The sequence below is a fragment of the Stenotrophomonas sp. SORGH_AS_0282 genome, assembly GCF_030818125.1.
In the GTDB taxonomy this organism is placed as follows: domain Bacteria; phylum Pseudomonadota; class Gammaproteobacteria; order Xanthomonadales; family Xanthomonadaceae; genus Stenotrophomonas; species Stenotrophomonas rhizophila_A.
The window spans coordinates 1,952,243-1,971,696 of sequence record NZ_JAUTAB010000001.1; the positions used below are offsets into that span (position 1 = coordinate 1,952,243).

Consider the following 19,454-nt stretch of genomic DNA (forward strand, 5'->3'; position numbering starts at 1 on the left):
ACCGGGCCGGAAGCGGTTGGTGAAGCTGCTGCAGAACTGCATAGTTGTAATGTTATAGTGTCACACTACGCGCCCGGGCCGACATCAGGCCTCCCCTCCAGATTTGTGACGCCTTCCTCTAAATGAAACGCCTTGCCTTGGTGACGGCCGTCGCCGCCGTCGTTTTTGCCCCCGAATCCCGCGCCCAGTCGTCCGATTCCGCACTCACCCTCGGCAAGGTCGATGTGCACCAGCACACCGAGGGCCAGCTAACCGCCCACCAGGTGCTGACCTCGGTGGACGTGCTTGGCGCCGACCAGATCGAGGACAAGAACGTCTCGCACAGCTGGGAACTGCTCGGCCAGATGCCCGGCATCCAGCTCACCGAAACCCGCCAGGGCGCCGAATCGGGCAAGGTCAGCTTCCGCGCCTTCAATGGCGAGGGCTACCTCAATGCGATCAAGACGCTGATCGATGGCGTGCCCAGCAACGTCAACAGCGGCAACCAGCGCTTCATCGACATGCTGTTCCCTTTGGAAATCAGTTTCATCGAAGTGGTGCGTGGCACCAACGACCCGCGTTATGGCCTGCACAACATTGGCGGCAACGTGAACTTCGGCACGCGCCAAGGTGGCAACTACATCGACGGACGGTTCGGCTACGGCAGCTACAACACCCGCGATGCGCAGTTGGCCATTGGCCGAGAAAGCGACGGGTTTGCGCAGAACTACTTCATCGGCACCCAGGCCTCGAACGGGTACCGTGACCATGACAGCTCACACAAGTACGCCATCGGTGGCAAGTGGTTCTACGGAAACCTCGACGACGGCATGCGCATTGGCCTCACCGCACGCGCCTACCACCACGAAGCCGAGGAGCCGGGCTTCATGACGGCTGAAGAACTCCGTACCGACCGCCGTGGCTCACAGCTGCGCAACGCCAATGATGGCGACGACCGCGACATGCGCCAGATCGGCGTGCACATGGACCTCAAGCTGGCCGACACCCTGTTCCTGGGCAGCAAGCTGTACTACAACCGCTACGAAGACGACCGCCGGGTGACCTTCAGCGACCTGCGCACCGGCAATGCGCCGCGCCAGCGCCGTTTGTGGGACGAAAAGCAGACCGGCATGCTCACCACGCTGACCTGGCAGCCCGGCGCCACGCTTACGCTGGAAGCCGGGGTAAATGTCGAACACCAGGACAACGGTTACATCCGCGAGCGATTCAGCTATGCCGAGCCCACCGACTTCAGCGCCACCCCCGCACGCGTGCAGAACGACGACCGCCACACCTTCGACAACTACGGCGCGTATGTGCAGGCGATCTACCAGCCCATCGAGGCGCTGAAGATCGTGCCGGCCTACCGGGTGGACCGTTTTGATGGTGACACCCGCCTGCCGGGCGGCATCACCGGCCCGCTGCAGCGCTACGGCACCATCGACCAGCCCAAGCTGAGCGTGGTCTATGCCTTCACCGACAGCACCAATGTCTATGCCAACTGGGGCCGCACCTTCCAGGTGCTGACCGGCTCCACGGCGCCGGCTTACCTCACGCCGGGGCAGGGCGCCATGAACCCGTCCACCAACACCGGCATGGAGCTGGGCATGAAGTTCAGCCCGTTCGCCGGCAGCCAGGCGCGCATCGCGGTATGGCAGCAGGATGCGGCCAACGAGGTCTCCAACATGCCCGCCACCGGCACCACCGTGACCCTGGGCAAGACCCGCCGCCGTGGCGTGGATGCGCAGATCAGCGCGCAGGTGGGCGAGAAGTGGACGGTATGGGCGTCCCACGCGTACCAGGAGGCAAAGATCGAGCGCGATGGTCGCGATGCCAGCGTGTCGCTGGAGGGCCGAGAAGTCGCCGCCACCCCGCGTTACATCAGCAACATCGGCCTGGATTACCAGGCTACCGAAGCACTGCAGTTTGGGCTGCAGGGCAGGGCGCAGGGCGATTACTACCTCGAAGAGCGCAACGTGGCCGGCAAGTACGGCGGTTTCGCCGTGCTCGACCTGAGTGCCCGCTATGACATCAACCCCCGCTGGAGCGTGGATGTGCAGATGAAGAACGCCACCGACCGGAAGTACGACTATGCGTGGTACGACAGCTTCTTCTGGGAGCAACCGCAGCCGATGTTCTCACCGGCTGCGGGGCGTTCGCTCCATATCGCCTTCAACATGAAGCTCTGATGGATCAGAACCGCGCAGTAGCGCCGACGAAGAAGGTGCGCGCACCGCCGTCGTAGTTGTTGCCTTCGTCGATGGTGGAGACGTCGCCGGCGTTCAGCACGCCTGCGCGCAGGGTCAGGTTCTCGTTGACGTTGAACCCGGTCACCAGGTCCCATGTGGTGTAGGCCTTGGCGAAGGTCGAGCTGGTGCTGGAGACCAGCTGCTCGCCGATGTGCTGCGCGCTCAGGTTCAACGACCACGCCTCGGTCACCTGCCAGTCCAGCGAGGTGTTGGCGGTGATCTTCGGCACCACCAGCAGGTTCGCGCCGGTGGTGCGGTTCTTGGATTCCAGCATGCGGGTGGCGTTGGTGGTCCAGCTCAGGCGCTCGTGCAGGGGCACGGTGACGCTGGCTTCCACGCCGCGGGTGCGCGCCTTTTGGATGTTCTGCGCCACCGTCCACCAGAAACCGTTGACGAAGCTGGAGTCGTAGCCGGCAATCTCGCGCAGCGGCACCTGTTCGATCTTGTCGTCGAAATCGGTGAGGAAGTAGGTGGCCGAGGCCGACCAGCCGCCGCGGTCGAAGCCGACGCCCAGCTCGTAGTTCGTGCTGGTTTCCGGTTCCAGGTTCGGGTTGCCGGCCATGTAGCAGCCGGTGGTGCCATCGGCGCTGACCGAGCGGTTGGTCCAGCCTTCCACGGTGAGGCTGCGGCAGCCGTTGCCGCCTGACTGGGTGGCCGCGCCGGCGCTGCCCTGTTTCAGGTTCGGCGCACGGAAGCCCTGCGATACGCCACCGCGCACGGTCCAGTCATCGGACGGGTGCCACACGCCGTAGATGCGCGGGCTCAGGTTGTCGTCGTAGTTTTCGGTGTTGTCCCAGCGCAGACCCAGGGTGAGCGTGAAGCGCTCATGCAGGGTGATGTGGTCTTCGGCGAACAGCGCCCACGAATCGGCCTCGTTGGTCGGGCTGATCCGGCCGCTGCCGCTCCAGGTCACCGGCACGGTGCCGATGGTGTCGGTGTTCTGCAGTTCTTCGCGCTTCCACTGGCCACCCACGTTCAAGCGGTGCTCGAAGCCCAGGTGGAAGCCGGTGGCGAAGGCGGTATCGAACACGGTTTCCTTGGCGTGGTTGCCCACCTGGCTGCCCTTGTCCTCGTAATCGTTCTGGGTCAGGGTGGATTTCGAGGTGCTCGCATCCCCATAGCGGCCGTCATGGGTCACCACGTAACCGGTGTGCACCAGCTTGGACAGGCCCCATGCGCCGACATCGCCGCCCCCACTGTTGCGCTGCACGCCATGGATGGCTTCGAAGCCCATGGTGTGGTCGCCGTTGATCGCCCAGTTGAGCAGTGCGTTGGCGTTCTCGGCCTTGGTGCCCGGGGTCTGGCCACGACCACGATCGGATTCGCGATCGGTCACGTTGGCGCCGATGCGCAGGCCCAGGTTTTCCGTGAGCGGGCCGCTGAACAGCGCGCCCATCTGGGTGGTGTTGCCGCGCGTGGACGAATCGGGCTTGCTGTAGTTGAAGGTGACCGAGCCACCCCATTCCGGGGCGATCTTGCGGGTGATGATGTTGATCACCCCGCCCATGGCGTCGGAGCCGTACAGCGACGACATCGGGCCACGCACCACTTCGATGCGTTCGATCATGTCCGGCGACAGCCAGTTCAGATCCTGCGGGCCCAGGTCATCGCGGTAGTTCACGCCGGACGAATTGCCCTGGCGGCGGCCGTCGATGAGGATCAGCGTGTACTGCTCGGGCAGGCCACGCAGGCGGATCTTCGACTGCGCACCAGACAGCGCATAACCACCGGTCACGCCCGGCACAGTGCTGAGGAGTTGGCCGATGCTGGTCACCGGCTTGCGCTCGATTTCCTGGCGGGTGATCACGCTGATGCTGGCCGGGGCGTCCTTGATCCACTGCTGGGCACCAGTTGCGGTGACCACGACGGTGTCGAGGTCTCTGGCGTCGGTCGCGGCGTCGCCGTGGGCGTGGACCTGTGCGGACAGGGCCAAGGCAATGGCCGCGGTCAGGGCGGCCAGCGAATGGGCAAGCGTGGGGGGTGCAACGTGCATCGAGCAAACTCCTGGAAAAGAGGGTCCGCTGGCGATGGCTGGGACATCCGTGTGGTGATTCTGAAATCGTTCACAATGCTATCACGAATCATTCGCATGTGACACATTCGGACACTTACGGGTAGCGCCGGCCGTTGGCCGGCCTGCGGGGGATTTGCATCGGGCGATGAAGGTCCACCGGGCCGGCCAACGGCCGGGGTACCGCGCCCGCGGATTTTCCGCGGTCACCACGGCGTACTGCCTCACCAATCGGTGGGCGCGTAGTCCTTCAGGAACTGGCCCCACACGTGCTCACCCGTGTTGAAGCCGTGGATGATCGGGTCGACGATGCGCGCGGCGCCATCAACAATGTCCAGCGGCGGGTGGAAGCGTTCTTCCTCCACCTTGCGCGCGGCGATCTCTGCCGGATCCTCGTCGGTGACCCAGCCGGTATCCACGGAATTCATGTGGATGCCGTCGTTCTGGTAATCGGCCGCCGAGGTGCGCGTCATCATGTTCAACGCGGCCTTGGCCATGTTGGTATGCGGGTGGCGGGTGGTCTTGAAGTTGCGGTAGAACTGCCCCTCCATCGCCGACACGTTGACGATGTGCTTGTCGCGCTCGGGCGAACGCAGCATCAGCGGCTTCAAGCGCGCGTTGATGATGAAGGGTGCGATGGCGTTGACCAGCTGGGTTTCCAGCAGTTCCACCGACGGCACTTCGGCCATCAGCAGGCGCCACGAATTGCGCCCGCGCAGGTCGACCTGCTGCAGGTCCTGGTCCAGCCGGCCTTCGGGGAACAGGTGCTGCTGGCCCAGCAGTTCGTCGGCCAGCAACGGCACCTGCGAGAGTTCGGCGGCGCGGGTCAGGCCATCGGCCCCCACCAGCGCCTGCTCCTGCAGCGACGGCACGTTGGCATCCGAGCCCAGGCCCAGCATCTCGGGGCTGCGCAGCCCTTCGTACTGGCCCACCAGCTTGCGGATCGTTTCCGGCAGATCATGCAGGGCGGCGGTTTCGCCGGCCATCATGTGCGCGTAGAACTGCGGCGGGCGGCGCACGGTCTGGCAGGCGTTGTTGATGATGAAGTCCAGCCGCGTACGGGTGGCCAGCAGTTCGTTGCAGAACGCTTCCACGCTGGGGGTGTGGCGCAGGTCCAGGCCGTACACCTGCAGGCGGTGGCCCCATTCGGCGAAGTCGGGCTCTTCGGCATAGCGTGCAGCCGAATCGCGCGGGAAGCGCGTGGTGACGATCAGCTCGGCACCGGCCCGCAGCAACTTCAGACCCGCCTGGTAGCCGATCTTGACCCGGCCGCCGGTGAGCAGCGCAACGCGGCCGCGCAGGTCGGCGGTTTCGGTGCGCTTGATGAAGTTCAGCTCGGCGCAGGCCGGGCACATCTGGTCGTAGAAGTGGTGCAGCTGGGTGAACTTCTGCTTGCACACGTAGCAATGGCGCAGCTCCGGCGAATGCACCGGCTCCGGCGTGGCTTCGGCGTTCTCACCGTTGTGCGCGTCGTGCAGACCGGCCTTGTGCGGCGGGAAGTAGTTCGGCGTGCTGAACACCGGCTTGCGGCGCAGGGCGCGGATGCCGGTCTGTTCCAGCAGCGCTTCGGCCTTGCGCACCTTTTCGTGGTGGCGGGCCTTGGCCTGCTGCTTGAGCATCGCCCGGCGTGCCTTGGGTTCGGGGTGGTAGACCTTGGCCACCACCTGGTGGAAACGCACGCGGTCATCTTCCGGCAGCGTGTCCAGCACGGCGCGGTCGGCCTCGATCGCCTCCAGCAGGTCCAGCGCGGCGCGCAGGCGGTCGGTCAGGGGCAGCTCGTCCTGGGGCAGGGCGTCGGCGGGAGAAGAAGCGATGGCGTTCACGTTGGATCCGGAGGTAGCGGCGGGAGGGCGGCCGGCAAGGCCGTCAACCGCGGGGGAGCGGCCCCTGCCGTTGCAGGGCAGGGGCGCTCGGAGGGCCGCTATTCTCCCCGATCCGGGGGTTTCGTGCAGGCGGGGCCTGAACCGCCGGGTTATTCCGCGTCTTCGCCGCCACGGGCCGCAGTGGGATCGTGCGCGTCCTTGGCCGCCTTGGCTTCGTCCTGCAGGTGCTGGCGGACCTTTTTGGCCTGGTCAGCGGTCACCGCGCCAGCCTTGTTGCCGAAGTCCTGGCGGATGAAGGTCGCCAGCTGCGCGATCTCGGTGTCCGACAGGCGTTCGGCGAACCCGGGCATGCCCAGGTTGGACGGACGCACGGCGGTGGAGGGCAGTTCGCTGCCGGCCAGCAGCAGGCGGATCACCGAGGTCGGGTCATCGGCCAGCACGGTCGGGTTGCCGGCGATGGCCGGGAACACATCCGTGTAGCCCTTGGCATCGGTCCGGTGGCAGGCCGCGCAGTTGTCGACGAAAAGCTCGGCGCCGCGGCTGTCGTTGATGCCGGTCTGCAGCTTGCGCGCGGTGGCATCGCTGGCGGTGTACGCAGAAGGATCATGCGCACTGGCCGGCAACTGCTTCAGGTACACGGCGATCGCCTTCAGGTCCTCGTCGGTGAGCTTCTGCGTGCTGTGCCGGACCACGTCGGCCATCGGCGTGCCCACCACCGCGCTGTGCGCATTGCGGGCGGTGCGCAGGGTGTCCACGATGTCCTGCTCGGACCAGCGGCCCAGGCCATCGGCCGCGTTGCCGCGCAGGTTCACCGCGTTCCAGCCGTCAATCACCTGGCCGCCGGAGAGATACGCCGTGCCCGATTCGTCCAGTGCCTTTTCCTGCAGCGCGAAGCCACGCGGGGTGTGGCAGCTGCCGCAGTGGCCCAGGCCCTGTACCAGGTAGGCACCGCGTGCCAGCTGCGGGTCGCTGTAGTGGCCCGGATCAAATGCCACCGCTTCCGCGTCGGGGGCGAAGGTCTTGCGCCAGATCGCCAGCGGCCAGCGCATCGACAACGGCCAGGTGATGTCCACGCCCCGGTTTTCCTGATGTACCGGCGCGATATCGCCGTGCAGGAAGTAGGCGTGCAGCGCCCGTACATCGTCATCGGTGATGCGCGCGTAGGAGGGGTACGGCATGGCCGGGTACAGCGTGCGGCCGTCGGGGGCGATGCCGTGCCGCACCGCGCGGTCGAAGTCGTCCAGCGAGTACGCGCCGATGCCGGTTTCCTTGTCCGGGGTGATGTTGGTGCTGTAGATGTTGCCCAGCGGCGAGGCCACCGGCAGCCCGCCGGCAAACGGCTTGCCGCCCGGCTTGGTGTGGCAGGCGGTGCAGTCACCGGCCGCGGCCAGGTAGCGCCCGCGCTCGATCAGCGCCGCATCGGCGGTCGGCCCGTCTGCCAGTACCCGGGTTTTGGTGGGAATGTAGGCATAGGCCAGCGCGGCCAGCAGCACGACCAGGCCGATCACCACGATCCAGAGAAGAAGCTTTTTCATGCGCGCCTCCTCAAGCCTGGACCAGGGGGCCCGGATCGGGCAGGTACTTCTCGCGGATGGCCTTGGCCGCCCAGTACGCCAGCCCGCCCACCAGTCCGGTGGGGTTGTAGCCGTTGTTCTGCGGGAAGGCGTTGGCGCCGATCACGAACACATTCGGCACGTCCCAGCTCTGCAGGTAGCGGTTCAACGCCGAGGTCTTCGGGTCTGCGCCCATGATCGCGCCGCCGCAGGTGTGCGTGCTCTGGTACTTGGTGATGTTGTAGTGCTCGCCGCTCTTCTTGGCGTCACCACTCATCGACAGCGGATTGAGCGTGCGGCTCATCTGCATGGCCTGGTCCACGAAGAACTGCGATGCCTTGATCTCGTTGGGGTGCCAATCGAAGGTCATGCGCAGCAGCGGGCGGCCGAAGGAGTCCTTGTAGTTCGGGTCCAGGCTCAGGTAGTGCTGCCGGTAGGACATGCACGCACCCTGCACCTCGTAATAGAAGTTGTGACGGAAGTTGTCGGCCGCCGCCTTCTTCCACGCCGCACCCCAGTTCGGCGTGCCGGAGGGCACGTTGATGCCGCGCACCGGGCCGGCGCCGGGCTGCCGCGCCCAGACCAGGCCGCCACCGACGAAGCCGGCCTTGGCGTTGTCCAGCTGGTTGCCGTTGAGGTCGTCCATGGTGGTGCCCGCGCCCCCGATGCCGATGAAGCCGTTGGCCTGCACGTCCTTGTCGAAGAACAGCACCACCCGGTTGAGGTTCTGGTAGGAGTAGTTGCGCCCCACGGTGCCGGTGTTGGTCTGCGGGTCGTAGGCTTCACCGATGCCGGAGACCAGCATCAGGTGCACGTTGTAGAGCTGGAAGGCGCACAGCAGCACCATGTCGGCCGGCTGCTCCACTTCACGGCCCTGCGCATCCAGGTAGGTCACGCCGGTAGCCTTGGCCTTGGTGCTGTCCAGGTTCACCCGCAGCACCTGCGAATGCGTGCGCAGCTCGAACTTCGGGCGCTGGCGCAGCACGGGCAGGATGCAGGCGTTCGGGCTGGCCTTGGAATAGTTGAGGCAGCCGTAGTCGCTGCAGAAACCACACGCATTGCACGGGCCCAGCTGGCAGCCGTACGGGTTCACATACGGGCCGGACGCGTTCGAGGCCGGAATCGGGTAAGGGTGCCAGCCCATTTCCTTGGCCGCCTTGTAGAACTGCTCGCCGCCCAGGTAGTTCGGGTTCGGGCCGAGCGGATACTCGCCCGAGCGTGAGCCTTCGAACGGATTGCCGCCTTCCTGCACCACGCCGTTGATCACGCCGGCCTTGCCGGAGGTGCCGCAGACCAGCTCGAACATGTTCAGGTGCGGCTCCAGTTCGGCATAGGTCACCGGGAAATCCTGGATGGTCATGTCCGCCGGGATGAAGTTCTTGCCGTAGCGTTCTTCCACGTTGGTGCGCAGGATCAGGTCTTCCGGCAGGGGCCGGAAGTGTGCGCCGGACCAGTGGCTGCCCGCGCCGCCCACGCCGGTGCCGGGCTTGAACGAGCCCATCTGCCGGTAGGGCACGGCGGTATCGGCCAAGGTGTGCCGCACTGTCACCGTTTCCTGGTTCAGGCTCTGCAGGTACTTGCGGTGTACCGAGCCTTCCAGTTCGTCCACCACCTTCGGGTAGGCGAAATCAGGCTGGGTATCGCGGTCGCCACCGCGTTCCAGCGCCACCACGTGCAGGCCGGCATCGGTGAGTTCCTTGGCCAGGATCGCCCCGGTCCAGCCCATGCCGACGATGACCGCATCCACTTTCGGTTTCGTGATCGCCATGCCTCAGCCCCTCCGCCCGGACAGATCCACCGGCGGCAGGGGGTAGGCCTTGTCGCGGACGCTGATCCAGTCTATGTAGTCCGCGCGCATGCCTGGGTAACCGATCATCTTCCAGGCGGCCATATCCTTGTTTGCGCCGTACTTGGGATCGGCGAAGTAGCCGTTCTTCACTTCGCCCAGCAGGTTGGAGAAGAACAGCTTGCTGGAGATCGCCTCCAGCTCCAGCTTGCCGCCCTCGGCCGCCTTGAGCAGGGTTTCCTGCTGTTCGTGGCTCAGCTGGGCGAAGGTCTTGCCATCGAACTGGCTGCGGCAGTGCGCATCGAAGGCATCAATGCCGACCTTCAGGATGTCACGCAGGGCCAGCTTGCCCTGGTAGCCGAACTCGCTGGGTGCTTCCAGGAAGGGGCCCTGCATGTACCAGATGGCGCCGGCCGCGTAGGGGGTCTGCATGTGGCGGTCGAGGAACTCGGGTACGCCCGATTCCACCGCGCCGGGGCCGGTTTCATCGGAGGGGATCAAGCGGTCGCAGGCGGCGGTGATGAACGCCCACTCGGCCGCGTTGAAGAATTCGGGGGTGTAGTCCTTGGCGGCCGGGGTAGCCGGGGTGCCGCTCCCGGTGCCGTTCCCGGTGGGGGTGCCGGGGGCGCAGCCGGGCAGGGCGGCGGCGACGGGGAGCAGGGTAAGGCCCTGGAAGAAGCGGCGACGGGTCAGCGTCGGCCGGTTCTGGTCGGCATCATCTTTCATTGTGTGGCTACCTGGCGGGTGGCTGGGGCTGAGCATGGCGCGGGTCCTGTCGCGGCAGCGTGCTCGCCGAATGCGGCCGGCCTTTCCACGGCAGGCATGAATGCGACCATTGTGTGGATGTGCGACTGTTTCCGTAATGGCAATATGGGAAAGGAACTCTTGCCAAACTGGAAACATCGGCGTGATCGACGACCTCAACGAGCTGCGCACCTTCGACCGCATCGTGCATGGCGGCAGCCTGTCCGCCGCCGCGCGCGACCTGGGCATCTCGCTCGCCGTGGTCAGCAAGCGGCTCACCGCACTGGAGCGTCGCGTGCAGGTGCGGCTGTTGAACCGCAGCACGCGACGCGCCTCGCTCACCGATGAGGGCAGCCTGTTCCACCTGCACTGCCGCCGCGTGCTGGATGCGGTGGAAGCGGCCGAGGCGGCGCTGGAGCAGCGCCAGGACGTGGTGGCCGGCGTGCTCAAGCTCACCGCGCCCAATGGATTCGGACGCCGTCATGTGGTGCCGGCGGTGCGCAGCTTCCAGCAGGCGCATCCCGGGGTGCGCGTGCACCTGTCACTGCGCGATGAGCTGGTGGACCTGGTCGGCGAAGGCGTGGAGCTGGCGCTGCGCTATGGCGCACTGGACGATTCCCGCCTGGTGGCGCGCGAACTGGCGCCGAACCGGCGCATCCTCTGCGCCTCCCCGGAATACCTGCGCCGGCGCGGCACGCCACTGAGCATCAACGACCTGCACGGCCACGATCTGATCGCCTCGGGCAGCCCGCCGGTATCGCAATGGGTGTTCGCGCAGCCCGGCGGCACCATCGCGTTTCCATTGGACGCCAGTACGCTCTGCGACGATGGCGAGGCGGCGCAGATCCTGGCGGTGCAGGGCGCCGGCATCGCCCGCAAGTCGATCTGGGACGTGGCCGATGACCTCGACGCAGGGCGCCTGAAAGAAGTGCTGCCCAACTGCGCGCTGGCGACTTCGCCATTGAGTGCCGTGTACGCCCCCGGGAAGCAGGTCGCACCCCGGGTCCGTGCGTTCCTTGGCCACATGGTGCAGCAGCTGCAGCTGTCGGCCGGCTGGCGGCATGCCAACCGGACGATGCCCGCCATTGCACTGACCGGGACTTAATCGGCCTTGCGCTCAACCGGCGTCAATGCCGGTTTCTGCCAGCTGCGGTCCAGCACGGCCTGGCCAGGGCTGTAGTTGCGCAGGATCACGTAGAACGGTCCGGCCGGCGCCGGCAGCCAGTTGGATTCCTTGTCCTTGCCGGGCGACGCCTGCTGGATGTACAGGGTCAGGCCGTCATCGTCATCCCGCTTGAGCGTGGGCAGCATGGCCGAGTTGATCAGGTAGCGGTCCAGCGGGTTGTCCACCAGCAGCTTGCTCTTGCCGTCGTACAGGGTGACCGACCAGAACGCGTTGGTCGGCGGCAGCTGGTCCTTGGCGAAGCGCAGCACGTAGTCGTGCTGGCTTCCATCGGCGGGCCTGCCCTGCGCATCCACGAAGTAACTCTGGTAGTCGGCCTCTGAAGCGGAGTTGCCGTAGATGCCCAGCTTGGCGCCGGCAAAACGGTACAGGTAGTTGTCCTTCAGCGCCGCGCGGGTGCCGAACATATCCGCGCTGGAAACCTTCTCGGTGTTTATCTCAGTGGCGATGAACTGTTCCAGTGCCTGGTTGGCATCTGCGATGCCTGCGGTGATGGCCTCGCGGTCGGCCGTCGGCAGCGAGGCTGCATCGAAGGGCTTGCCTGCTTCAATGCCGATGCCCGCGAACCGTTGGCGAAGCGCGGCTTCGCTGTCCACGGTGGGCGCGAACTGCAGCAGGAAGTTGAGGTAGGAGAAGAAGCCCAGGCCATTGGCCTGTTCCGGGTCATACGGCGGGAAGGTGATCGGCGGGGCCGGCGGCGGTGCCGGCGTGCCCAGGAACGCGCTAAGCGGCTGCACCTTGTACTGCGCCTGCAGGCGCTTGACGTTGTCCAGGTCCGACGGCGAAAACAACTGGGTGCGGAACAGGCCATAGGCCAGCTGGGTTTCGGCGCGGAACACCTCGCGCACGCCCTTGGGTGTTTCGCCCTTCCAGTCCGGCCCGGCGACCAGGAACACGCTGGCCTTGCCGTCGGTCGCGGCGCGGTTAATGTAGGCGAAGTTGTAGGTATACAGGTCGATCAGCTGCACGGAGAAGTAGCGCTTGGCATCGATCGCCGGCACGCTGATGACCAGCGGTTCGGCGCGCAGGTCCATCCACAGGAACGAATACGGCGTGTCCGAGTTGGGCGTGATGATCGAGGTGTCCTTCGGGGTGGCCACCTGGGCGACGTTGCCGATCTGGTTGAAGCCGGCGTGGAAGTTCGCACCCTTGGCATCCACGGCCTGCTGGTACATGGATTTGTAGCCTTCCACGATCGGGTAGCCCCAGATGTAGGCATCCTTGGCGGTGGCGCGCAGCTCGCTGATGCGGGTGGCATCAGCCGCGGCCGGGGCGGCGGGCTGCGCTGCCGAGGCAGGGTCGGGCGCTGGGGCGGCGCTTTCCGGTTCACGCTTGCCGCAGGCGACCAGCGCGAACACGCTGATCAACAGGGCGGCCAGCCGGAGGCCGGCAATGAACGGTGAGCGAGCCTGGTTACGGGGCATGGCCATATTGTTCGCCTCCTGCGGCAAGGGATGCGGAGAGCATGACGGCGCGCTCATCCGCACTCCACCGAAATAGGTGCAGGCCGGCTGGGTAAAACTACTTAGCCCGGATCAGACCCTGGCAAGGCTGGCAATGGCGAGAATGACGGTCGCGGTGGTGACCACGGTGAAGTACAGCCAGCCCAGCCCGACGAACTTGAGCGTGGTCACCAGCCGGGATTGTGCGTACACCCGCCGTTGCATCAGCCAGAGATACAGCGGCATCCACAGCAGCAGCGCCGTGATCAGCAGGCCGACGACAACCCCCGCGCCAGGCATGGCGGCAAGCTGCCCACCCAGCATCGACAGCAGCAGGATCCCCAGCAGCGCCACGCACAGGAACGCGTGGCTGTACAACGCCACCACCAGGTGCTCCAGGTACAGCCTTCCACTGCCCAGGTAGAACACCTTCAGCAGCACGGCAAACAACGGCACCAGCACGAACAGCGCCGAAGGCACCGAGCCGAAGAACGCGTTGACCAGCAACTGCGGCCGTTCGCTGATGCGGGGCAGGTTCTTGCGGATGATCTCGGCCTGGCCGGTCAGCCAGCGGTTGGCGAACCCGGGCAGGAAACTGATCTCGACCGGGTCTGACTTCTGTGTCGCCATGTCCTGCACGGTGAACGGTTTGGCCGCGGCGGGTTTGCGCGCAGACGCGACCGGTGGATGCTCTTTCAGTTCGCGCTCGCGCTTTGCGGCCTGCCTGTCCACCTTGGCAATGGCACTGTCGATCGGCGCGCGAAGGGACTCGGGCATCGCCTCACGCGATTGCTGCAACGGCGCCAGCAGCGCGCGGCGGACCTGCTGGACCTCGTCGTGGGTGGTGGCATCACGGAACGCACCCGGCACTTCCGGCGGGCGGGGCGTCTGGCTTACCAGGGCACCTGCGTCCACATGCACCGCCAGCCGCGCCACGAAGAAGGTCAGCACGCTGAGGATCACGAACAGGCGAATCGGCGGGATGTAGCGGGTGCGGTGCCCGGCCAGGTAGGCGGCCGCCAAGCGGCCGGGCAGCAGCAGCTGGTGCAGGGTGCGGAAGATGCGCCCGTCCAGGTGCCAGAATGATTCGAACACCTCTTCCACCGCGTGCCCGAAACTGCGCACCGGGCTGTGGGCGGACTGGCCGCATTCATGGCAGAAATCGCCCTGCAGCGGGGTGCTGCAGTTCTCGCAGGCGGCAGGGTGGGCAAGGGCGGAGTGCATCAGTGCGCGGAGCCGGGCAGGAAAGGCGCCTACGATAGTGGGGGCGGGGTACCGGTGCCAGTGCCGGCCTGCATCGATGGCCCACGGGGCGGGCCGGACCGCGGAGTCCGGTTCACGGTCACGTTGCTCTACCCGAAGTAGAGTCGGCTCACCCCCTTACGGAACGCCGACCATGCCACTGACCGACAAGCAACTTGCCATTCTGCGTGCCATCGAGGCGACCGATCCTGTGTCAACCGACGATGCCACCTGGGCCGTCGCCGAAGGTCTGGCGGTGCAGGCCGAAGACAGCGACATCGACCTGACCCCTGCTGGCAAGGACGCATTGGGTGAGGTGTAGTACGAGCACGCCTTTCGCGTGCACTGCATGCCGGCTGCACGCGCGCTCCACACCGCGCTGCCTACAGTGGCTGCCATTCCCCCGACGGCGCCCATAGCGTGAACCTGCAGACCTCCATGCCCCTCCCGCTTCCGCGCCGCCCGCTGCCGGACAGCTGCCAGTTCGAACTGCTGGATGTGAACGCGCTGCAGGACCCGTGCAGCGGGCGCATCGTTCACCTGTACTCGATGGTGGCGCGTTGCCTGTCGTGCGAGGTGGTGTTCAAGGCGCAGGAAGGCGAGGGCTTTGTCAGCACCTCGGCCGCACGCGTGCTGCGCTGCCCCTCGGGTTGCGGCCAGCAATCGCTCAGGGGCGCCGCGCTTCGCCAGTGGGGCGCGCAGGCAACGAGCGGCTTTGAATCGACACCGCTTCCACAATCTGTTCCGGCGTAAACGCGCAATGTCCTTCGCCGATGGGCGGTAGCGTCCTCGGCTGGGGCGTCGCGCTAGCCTTGGCGGCAAGTGCCGGGTAGACCGGCTCGAAGCGGGGCGTCACGGAAGGGTCGTTGAGGTTGTACTGCAGCAGCAGCGGCCGGCGCAGCGCGCCGGTCAGGCGCAGGTCGCGGTCAAGCTTGGCCTTCGCCTCTGGATCCGCGGCAATGCGCCGGACGCCGGCGTTGAACGCCTTGTCATCGCCAAAGCCGGCATACACAGTGTCCTTGTTGCTGACTGGAATGCCGCCGCTGATCTTGACCAGCTGCTGGAACACCAGGGCATGCAGGCTGACGGTGCCAGCCAGCTCATCCACCTTCAGTTCCAGGCGTTTTGCCAGTACTGCAGCTGCCTCCGGGCGGGACTGCACGGCAGCGGTGATCGCGTCGACCATCTCTCCCTGCGGCAACGTCGCAGCGGCAGGCGAGCTCAACCCACCCTCGGGCAGGCCGTTGGCGCCAGGGAAGAAGTACTCGAACGCCATCAGCGAGGTGAGCACTTCGGCGGCCAGCACGTCGCCGGGCAGGTTGGCGCCGCACATCGAGATGCCACCGCTGTAGTGCTCCGGCATCCGCTCCAACGTACCGATCGCCACCGCGCCCCCCATCGAGAAGCCCAGGATCCAGCTGCGTTTCGTGTCTGGATGGCGGGCCACGAACTGCGCGCGCAGCCGCTCAAGATCGTCAATGGCCCCGCGCACGGCCCATCCCTGGTCGGCGTAACCGCTCTGCGCCACCGCGTAGCCGGCCTTGACCAGCGCCTCGCTCCACGGGTTGCCCGGCCAGGGGTCCGGGCGCGGCGTACCGACCGGCTCGAAGCCATGGGCATACATCACCAGTTCGCCGTTCCAGTGGGCCGGCACGTCGATGCGCCAGGGGGCGCCCTGCAGCGTGCCCGTTTCGCTGTGGGTGTCCGGGGTTACGGGGGCCTTGGCCCAGCTCGGCGGAAGCAGCAGGGCAGTGCACAGCCCAAGGCACAGCGAGACGGTCGCAGCAGTACGCATCCAGATCATCCTCGGTCAGGTGCCGGCGCAAGATCGACCAGCAGCGTGGGAATCAATTCGGAAACCGTGGGGTGGATCGGCACCGCCCAGCGCAGCTCATCCAGCGGCCGGTCGGCACTGATCATGTCGAGGATGCCGTGGATGGCCTCATCGCCGCCAGTGCCGAGGATCGCCGCGCCCAGGATCCGCCGGGTTTCGGCATCGGCCACCACCTTCATGAAGCCCTTGGACTCCCCTTTCTCCACCGCACGGCCGACGCGGGTCATGGGCCGTTTGGAGAACAGCAGGGGGCGACCGGACTTCATCGCCTCGGCCTCGGACATGCCCGCCCGGCCCAGCGGCGGGTCGATGTACAGCGCGTAGCCCGGCACCCGGCTGCTGACGCGGCGGCCCTCGCCATCCAGAAGGTTGGCGGCGACGATCTCGAAGTCGTTGTAGGCGGTATGGGTGAACGCCCCACGGCCGTTGCAGTCACCCAGCGCCCAGACACCGGGGGCAGAGGTCTGCAGATGGTCATCCACCGTGATGTACCCACGTTCGTCCCGCTCGATGCCGGCGGTGTCCAGGCCCAGGTCGTCCGTATTGGGCCGGCGCCCGATGGCCATCAGGACGTGGCTGCCGACCACGCGCGCGTCCTTGCCGCCGGCCTGGAAGGAAACGGCGATGTCATCGTCCACGCGCTCGAACGCGATCCTGTCCGCGCCGGTGTGAACCTCGATGCCCTCATCCTCCAGGATGCCGCGTACCGCCTCCGATACATCGGCGTCCTCGCGCGCGATCAAGCGCTCACCCCGCTCGATGATCGTCACCTGCGCGCCGAAGCGCCGGTACATCTGTGCGAACTCCAGCCCGATGTAGCTGCCGCCCACCACCACCAGATGGGCGGGCAGGGCATCCAGCCCCACGATGCTGCTGTTGGTCAGGTACGGAACGTCCTGCAGGCCGGGCATCTCCGGCACCGCTGCACGCCCGCCCACGTTGATGAAGATCCGCGGCGCGGTAAGCCGCTCGCCGTTGACCACGATGGCGCCGGGCCCATCGAAGCGGGCATGGCCGCGGATCAGCTCCACGTTGGCCATCCCGGCAAGCCAGTCTTCATTGCCCTTGCGCGAATCCATGATCACTTTGCGGGCGCGGGCCTCGACCACGGTCATATCCACGCTGACCGGTCCGGCGCTGAAGCCGTACTCAGCACCACGCCGCGCCATCTGCGCGGCATACGCGCTGGCCACCAGCGTCTTGGTCGGTTTGCAGCCGGTGTTGACGCAGGTGCCGCCCACCAGATGACGCTCGATGATGGCCACGCGCATACCGGCCGCGTCCAGCCGCCCGGCCAGTGATGGCCCCGCCTGGCCGGTGCCGATGATGATGGCATCGAAGGCGCGGGCGGCAGCGGCGGGACCCTGCGCGGAAGAGGGGTTGGACATGGCAAGACCCTTGTTGTGTGTACCAATGGCCATTCAATACACTCGTTGGCGTGAGCGCCACGCAGATCCAGCATCGCGGATTGGCGTTTTGTACGATTTTGTCTGCAACATCATGGAGAGAGCGTTGAACAAACTGGTTACAGGCGTGCTGCTTGCACTGATTCTCACCGGGTGTGCCAAGACGCCTGGGACGCCGGATTCCAAGGCCCTCACTGAAGCGTCGTTGGCGGCCCCGCAGGTGCCAGCCAAGGCCTCGGCCCTGGGCGGCCAGCGTGGTGACGGCGCTCCCTATGAAGTGGTGGGAAGCGAAGTCTGGAATGTTCCCGACCCGGTTTCCAGGCGCACGTACCAGGTGTTCGTTGCACTGCCGGCCTCCTATGCTGACAGCCCGGAGCGCAGCTACCCGGTCCTCTATGTCACCGATGCCGACTACGCGTTTCCGTTGGCGCGGCAGATCGGCCGACGATTGAACGTGGAAGGCCCCAAGCTGGAAGAGTTCATCCTGGTGGGCCTGTCCTATTCGGTGGGTGACGAAGGCATGCCCAGCCGCCGCCGCGATTACACCCCGACACCCAACGGCCCCAGCAGCGCACCGACCAACGCGGTGCATGGGGGGGGCGCTCCTTACATCACCTACCTGCGGGAGCAGGCACTGCCGTTCGTCGCCAGCCGCTACCGCACCGACGAAAGCCGGCGCCTGCTGCTGGGCCATTCCTACGGCGCGTTGCTGGGCAGCCAGATCCTGTTTACCGACCCGGGCATGTTTGCGGGCTATATCATGGGCAGCCCATCGTTCTGGTACGACCGCAATGTCATGTCGCGGTTCGAGAAGGACTACGCAGGCAGCCACAACGATCTGAAGGCATCGGTGTACATGTATGTCGGCGAGCGCGAAACGCCGGCCTTCGGCAACGACGCGGACATGGTGGCCGATGCGAAGAACATGCAGGCCGCGCTGCGCGCGCACAACTACCCGTCACTGCGCCTGAAGCTCGATGTGCTCAACGACGAGGACCACCTGAGCGTGGCCCCGCGCGGGTTGACGCACGGGCTGAAGTACCTGCTCGGCAAGCAGCCGGGAGGCTGACGGGATCACCGCCTGTGGAGGGTCAGGTCTGATCGTCCACAGGCGCCGCAGGGGCATTCGCCTTCACCGATTCAATCCCGCCATCGCGTGCGGTCGCGGTCGAGTAGCGCTCGCTGGTGCCGATCACCTCACCATTTCCTGCCTTGAGGTTGAACATCGGTTCGCCGTTGCTGGCGTTCTTGCGCTCGTAGCGGCTGTCGGCCGGCGAATTTTTCCGCACCGATTCAATGCCGTTCTGCGCGCTCTGCTTGGTGGTGTAGCGTTCGCTGTGCAGGATGGGCTCGCCATTGCCTGCCTTGAGCACGAAAAGGAACTGGGGGCCGGAGCGGGTCAACAGAAACTTGGCAGCCATGGGACCTCCACCTGTCTCGCCAGGAATGGCGCAGGCAATGTGTTGCATGCGCTGGCGGGTGTCTATCCTGAAACCGACGTCCGCGCTTGGCCGCTCACTCGCGGCGAAGCTTGATGTCCACGTCGCGTGCCGTGTTCGAGATCAGCTGCAGCCCGAAGTCGCCGGTGCCATGCCGGGCCTTCACGAGCACATCCTCCCCATCGTCGGTCTCCACATGGAAGCCTTTGCCCAGCGCGACGCCCAGCGCATCACGCGCCGACTTGGCGATGTGGTTTTCCGATTGGCCATCCAGCACCGCCACGTCCACCTGCAGCGGTGGTGCATCTTTTGGCCAGACCCGGAAGCGGATCGTGCCATCGGACTTGGCCCGCTCGTCAAACGCGATCCGCCACTTGTTCGAGGCGCGTGGGCGTTCCGTTTCGGCCGCCGCTACCGTGGTCGGCGCGCCAGCCGGTGCCTGTGCGAACGCGAGGCAGGGGATGGCCAGCGTCAAGATGCCCGCCGCGCGCAGCAGGGCGAGGCGTAGGGAGGAGGATTTCATTGTCATGCTCCAGAAGGATGGCGAGAGCCACGCGGCCGACAGAGCGGATTTTCCGATCAACCGATTGCTATTGCATGCGTGTCAATGCGTAGCGAGACCCAGTAAAACTACGGCTGGCTGACCGCCCCCCGGCAGCTTGCGCCAGAACAACCCCCCGGCCATGGACCGCACCGTCCTGCTAGCTGAGGCTGTCATTCAGACGGCCGTACACGGCCGCGGGCGTATAGTCGATCCACACTA

16 protein-coding genes are annotated in these 19,454 nt (G+C 66.1%); 5 read left to right on the plus strand and 11 right to left on the minus strand.

Going from position 1 to position 19,454, the window contains the following annotated elements:
• Window positions 1-122: 122 nt before the first annotated feature.
• Window positions 123-2,168, plus strand: coding sequence for a TonB-dependent receptor (locus QE395_RS08695; RefSeq protein WP_095364068.1), 2,046 nt, complete (start codon window positions 123-125; stop codon window positions 2,166-2,168).
• A 4-nt stretch (window positions 2,169-2,172) separates the two neighbouring features.
• On the opposite strand, the gene QE395_RS08700 is transcribed toward QE395_RS08695, so the two are convergent.
• The 5 genes from QE395_RS08700 to QE395_RS08720 form a co-directional block, all read right to left on the minus strand.
• Entirely contained in the window at window positions 2,173-4,221 is a 2,049-nt protein-coding gene (locus QE395_RS08700; RefSeq protein ID WP_249832541.1) for a TonB-dependent receptor, read from the minus strand.
• Window positions 4,222-4,463: 242 nt separating this feature from the next.
• Window positions 4,464-6,029, minus strand: a complete 1,566-nt coding sequence (locus QE395_RS08705; protein WP_099047449.1) for an SDR family oxidoreductase — start codon at window positions 6,027-6,029, stop codon at window positions 4,464-4,466.
• A 182-nt stretch (window positions 6,030-6,211) separates the two neighbouring features.
• Window positions 6,212-7,597, minus strand: coding sequence for a c-type cytochrome (locus QE395_RS08710; protein ID WP_306988540.1), 1,386 nt, complete (start codon window positions 7,595-7,597; stop codon window positions 6,212-6,214).
• Between the two features lie 10 nt (window positions 7,598-7,607).
• Complete coding sequence (locus tag QE395_RS08715; protein WP_249832539.1) at window positions 7,608-9,383, minus strand: GMC family oxidoreductase; 1,776 nt, start codon at window positions 9,381-9,383, stop codon at window positions 7,608-7,610.
• Window positions 9,384-9,386: 3 nt separating this feature from the next.
• Window positions 9,387-10,127: a gluconate 2-dehydrogenase subunit 3 family protein gene (locus QE395_RS08720; RefSeq protein WP_306988542.1), complete on the minus strand. Its 741-nt coding sequence runs from the start codon at window positions 10,125-10,127 to the stop codon at window positions 9,387-9,389.
• A gap of 181 nt (window positions 10,128-10,308) precedes the next feature.
• Here QE395_RS08720 and QE395_RS08725 point away from each other — a divergent pair, with 181 nt between their 5' ends.
• A complete protein-coding gene (locus tag QE395_RS08725; RefSeq protein WP_306988544.1) occupies window positions 10,309-11,250 on the plus strand; it encodes a LysR family transcriptional regulator in 942 nt (313 codons plus the stop codon).
• Here the strand turns inward: QE395_RS08725 and QE395_RS08730 are convergent.
• A complete protein-coding gene (locus tag QE395_RS08730) occupies window positions 11,247-12,758 on the minus strand; it encodes a DUF1254 domain-containing protein (protein WP_306988547.1) in 1,512 nt (503 codons plus the stop codon). The genes QE395_RS08725 and QE395_RS08730 overlap by 4 nt on opposite strands.
• A 105-nt stretch (window positions 12,759-12,863) precedes the next feature.
• Window positions 12,864-13,994 carry a DUF3667 domain-containing protein gene (locus tag QE395_RS08735; RefSeq protein ID WP_306988549.1) on the minus strand — a complete coding sequence of 377 codons (1,131 nt, stop codon included), beginning with the start codon at window positions 13,992-13,994 and terminating at the stop codon, window positions 12,864-12,866.
• Between the two features lie 172 nt (window positions 13,995-14,166).
• On the opposite strand from QE395_RS08735, the gene QE395_RS08740 reads away from it, so the two are divergent.
• On the plus strand, window positions 14,167-14,334 hold the full coding sequence (locus QE395_RS08740) for a hypothetical protein (RefSeq protein WP_306988551.1): 168 nt from the start codon (window positions 14,167-14,169) through the stop codon (window positions 14,332-14,334).
• Window positions 14,335-14,432: 98 nt separating this feature from the next.
• A complete protein-coding gene (locus tag QE395_RS08745; RefSeq protein ID WP_306988554.1) occupies window positions 14,433-14,765 on the plus strand; it encodes a hypothetical protein in 333 nt (110 codons plus the stop codon).
• Here QE395_RS08745 and QE395_RS08750 read toward each other — a convergent pair.
• The gene (locus tag QE395_RS08750; protein ID WP_306988556.1) at window positions 14,680-15,807 is read right to left on the minus strand and encodes a hypothetical protein; all 1,128 of its coding nucleotides are present in this window, start codon (window positions 15,805-15,807) and stop codon (window positions 14,680-14,682) included. The two genes, QE395_RS08745 and QE395_RS08750, sit on opposite strands and share 86 nt — an antisense overlap.
• A 5-nt stretch (window positions 15,808-15,812) precedes the next feature.
• Window positions 15,813-17,234, minus strand: a complete 1,422-nt coding sequence (locus tag QE395_RS08755) for an FAD-containing oxidoreductase (RefSeq protein ID WP_306988558.1) — start codon at window positions 17,232-17,234, stop codon at window positions 15,813-15,815.
• A gap of 112 nt (window positions 17,235-17,346) precedes the next feature.
• Between QE395_RS08755 and QE395_RS08760 the strand changes: the two genes are divergently transcribed.
• Entirely contained in the window at window positions 17,347-18,321 is a 975-nt protein-coding gene (locus tag QE395_RS08760; protein ID WP_095364150.1) for an alpha/beta hydrolase-fold protein, read from the plus strand.
• A gap of 22 nt (window positions 18,322-18,343) precedes the next feature.
• On the opposite strand, the gene QE395_RS08765 is transcribed toward QE395_RS08760, so the two are convergent.
• A complete protein-coding gene (locus tag QE395_RS08765; RefSeq protein ID WP_095364077.1) occupies window positions 18,344-18,673 on the minus strand; it encodes a YegP family protein in 330 nt (109 codons plus the stop codon).
• Between the two features lie 94 nt (window positions 18,674-18,767).
• The gene (locus QE395_RS08770; RefSeq protein ID WP_095364078.1) at window positions 18,768-19,214 is read right to left on the minus strand and encodes a hypothetical protein; all 447 of its coding nucleotides are present in this window, start codon (window positions 19,212-19,214) and stop codon (window positions 18,768-18,770) included.
• Window positions 19,215-19,454 lie beyond the last annotated feature (240 nt).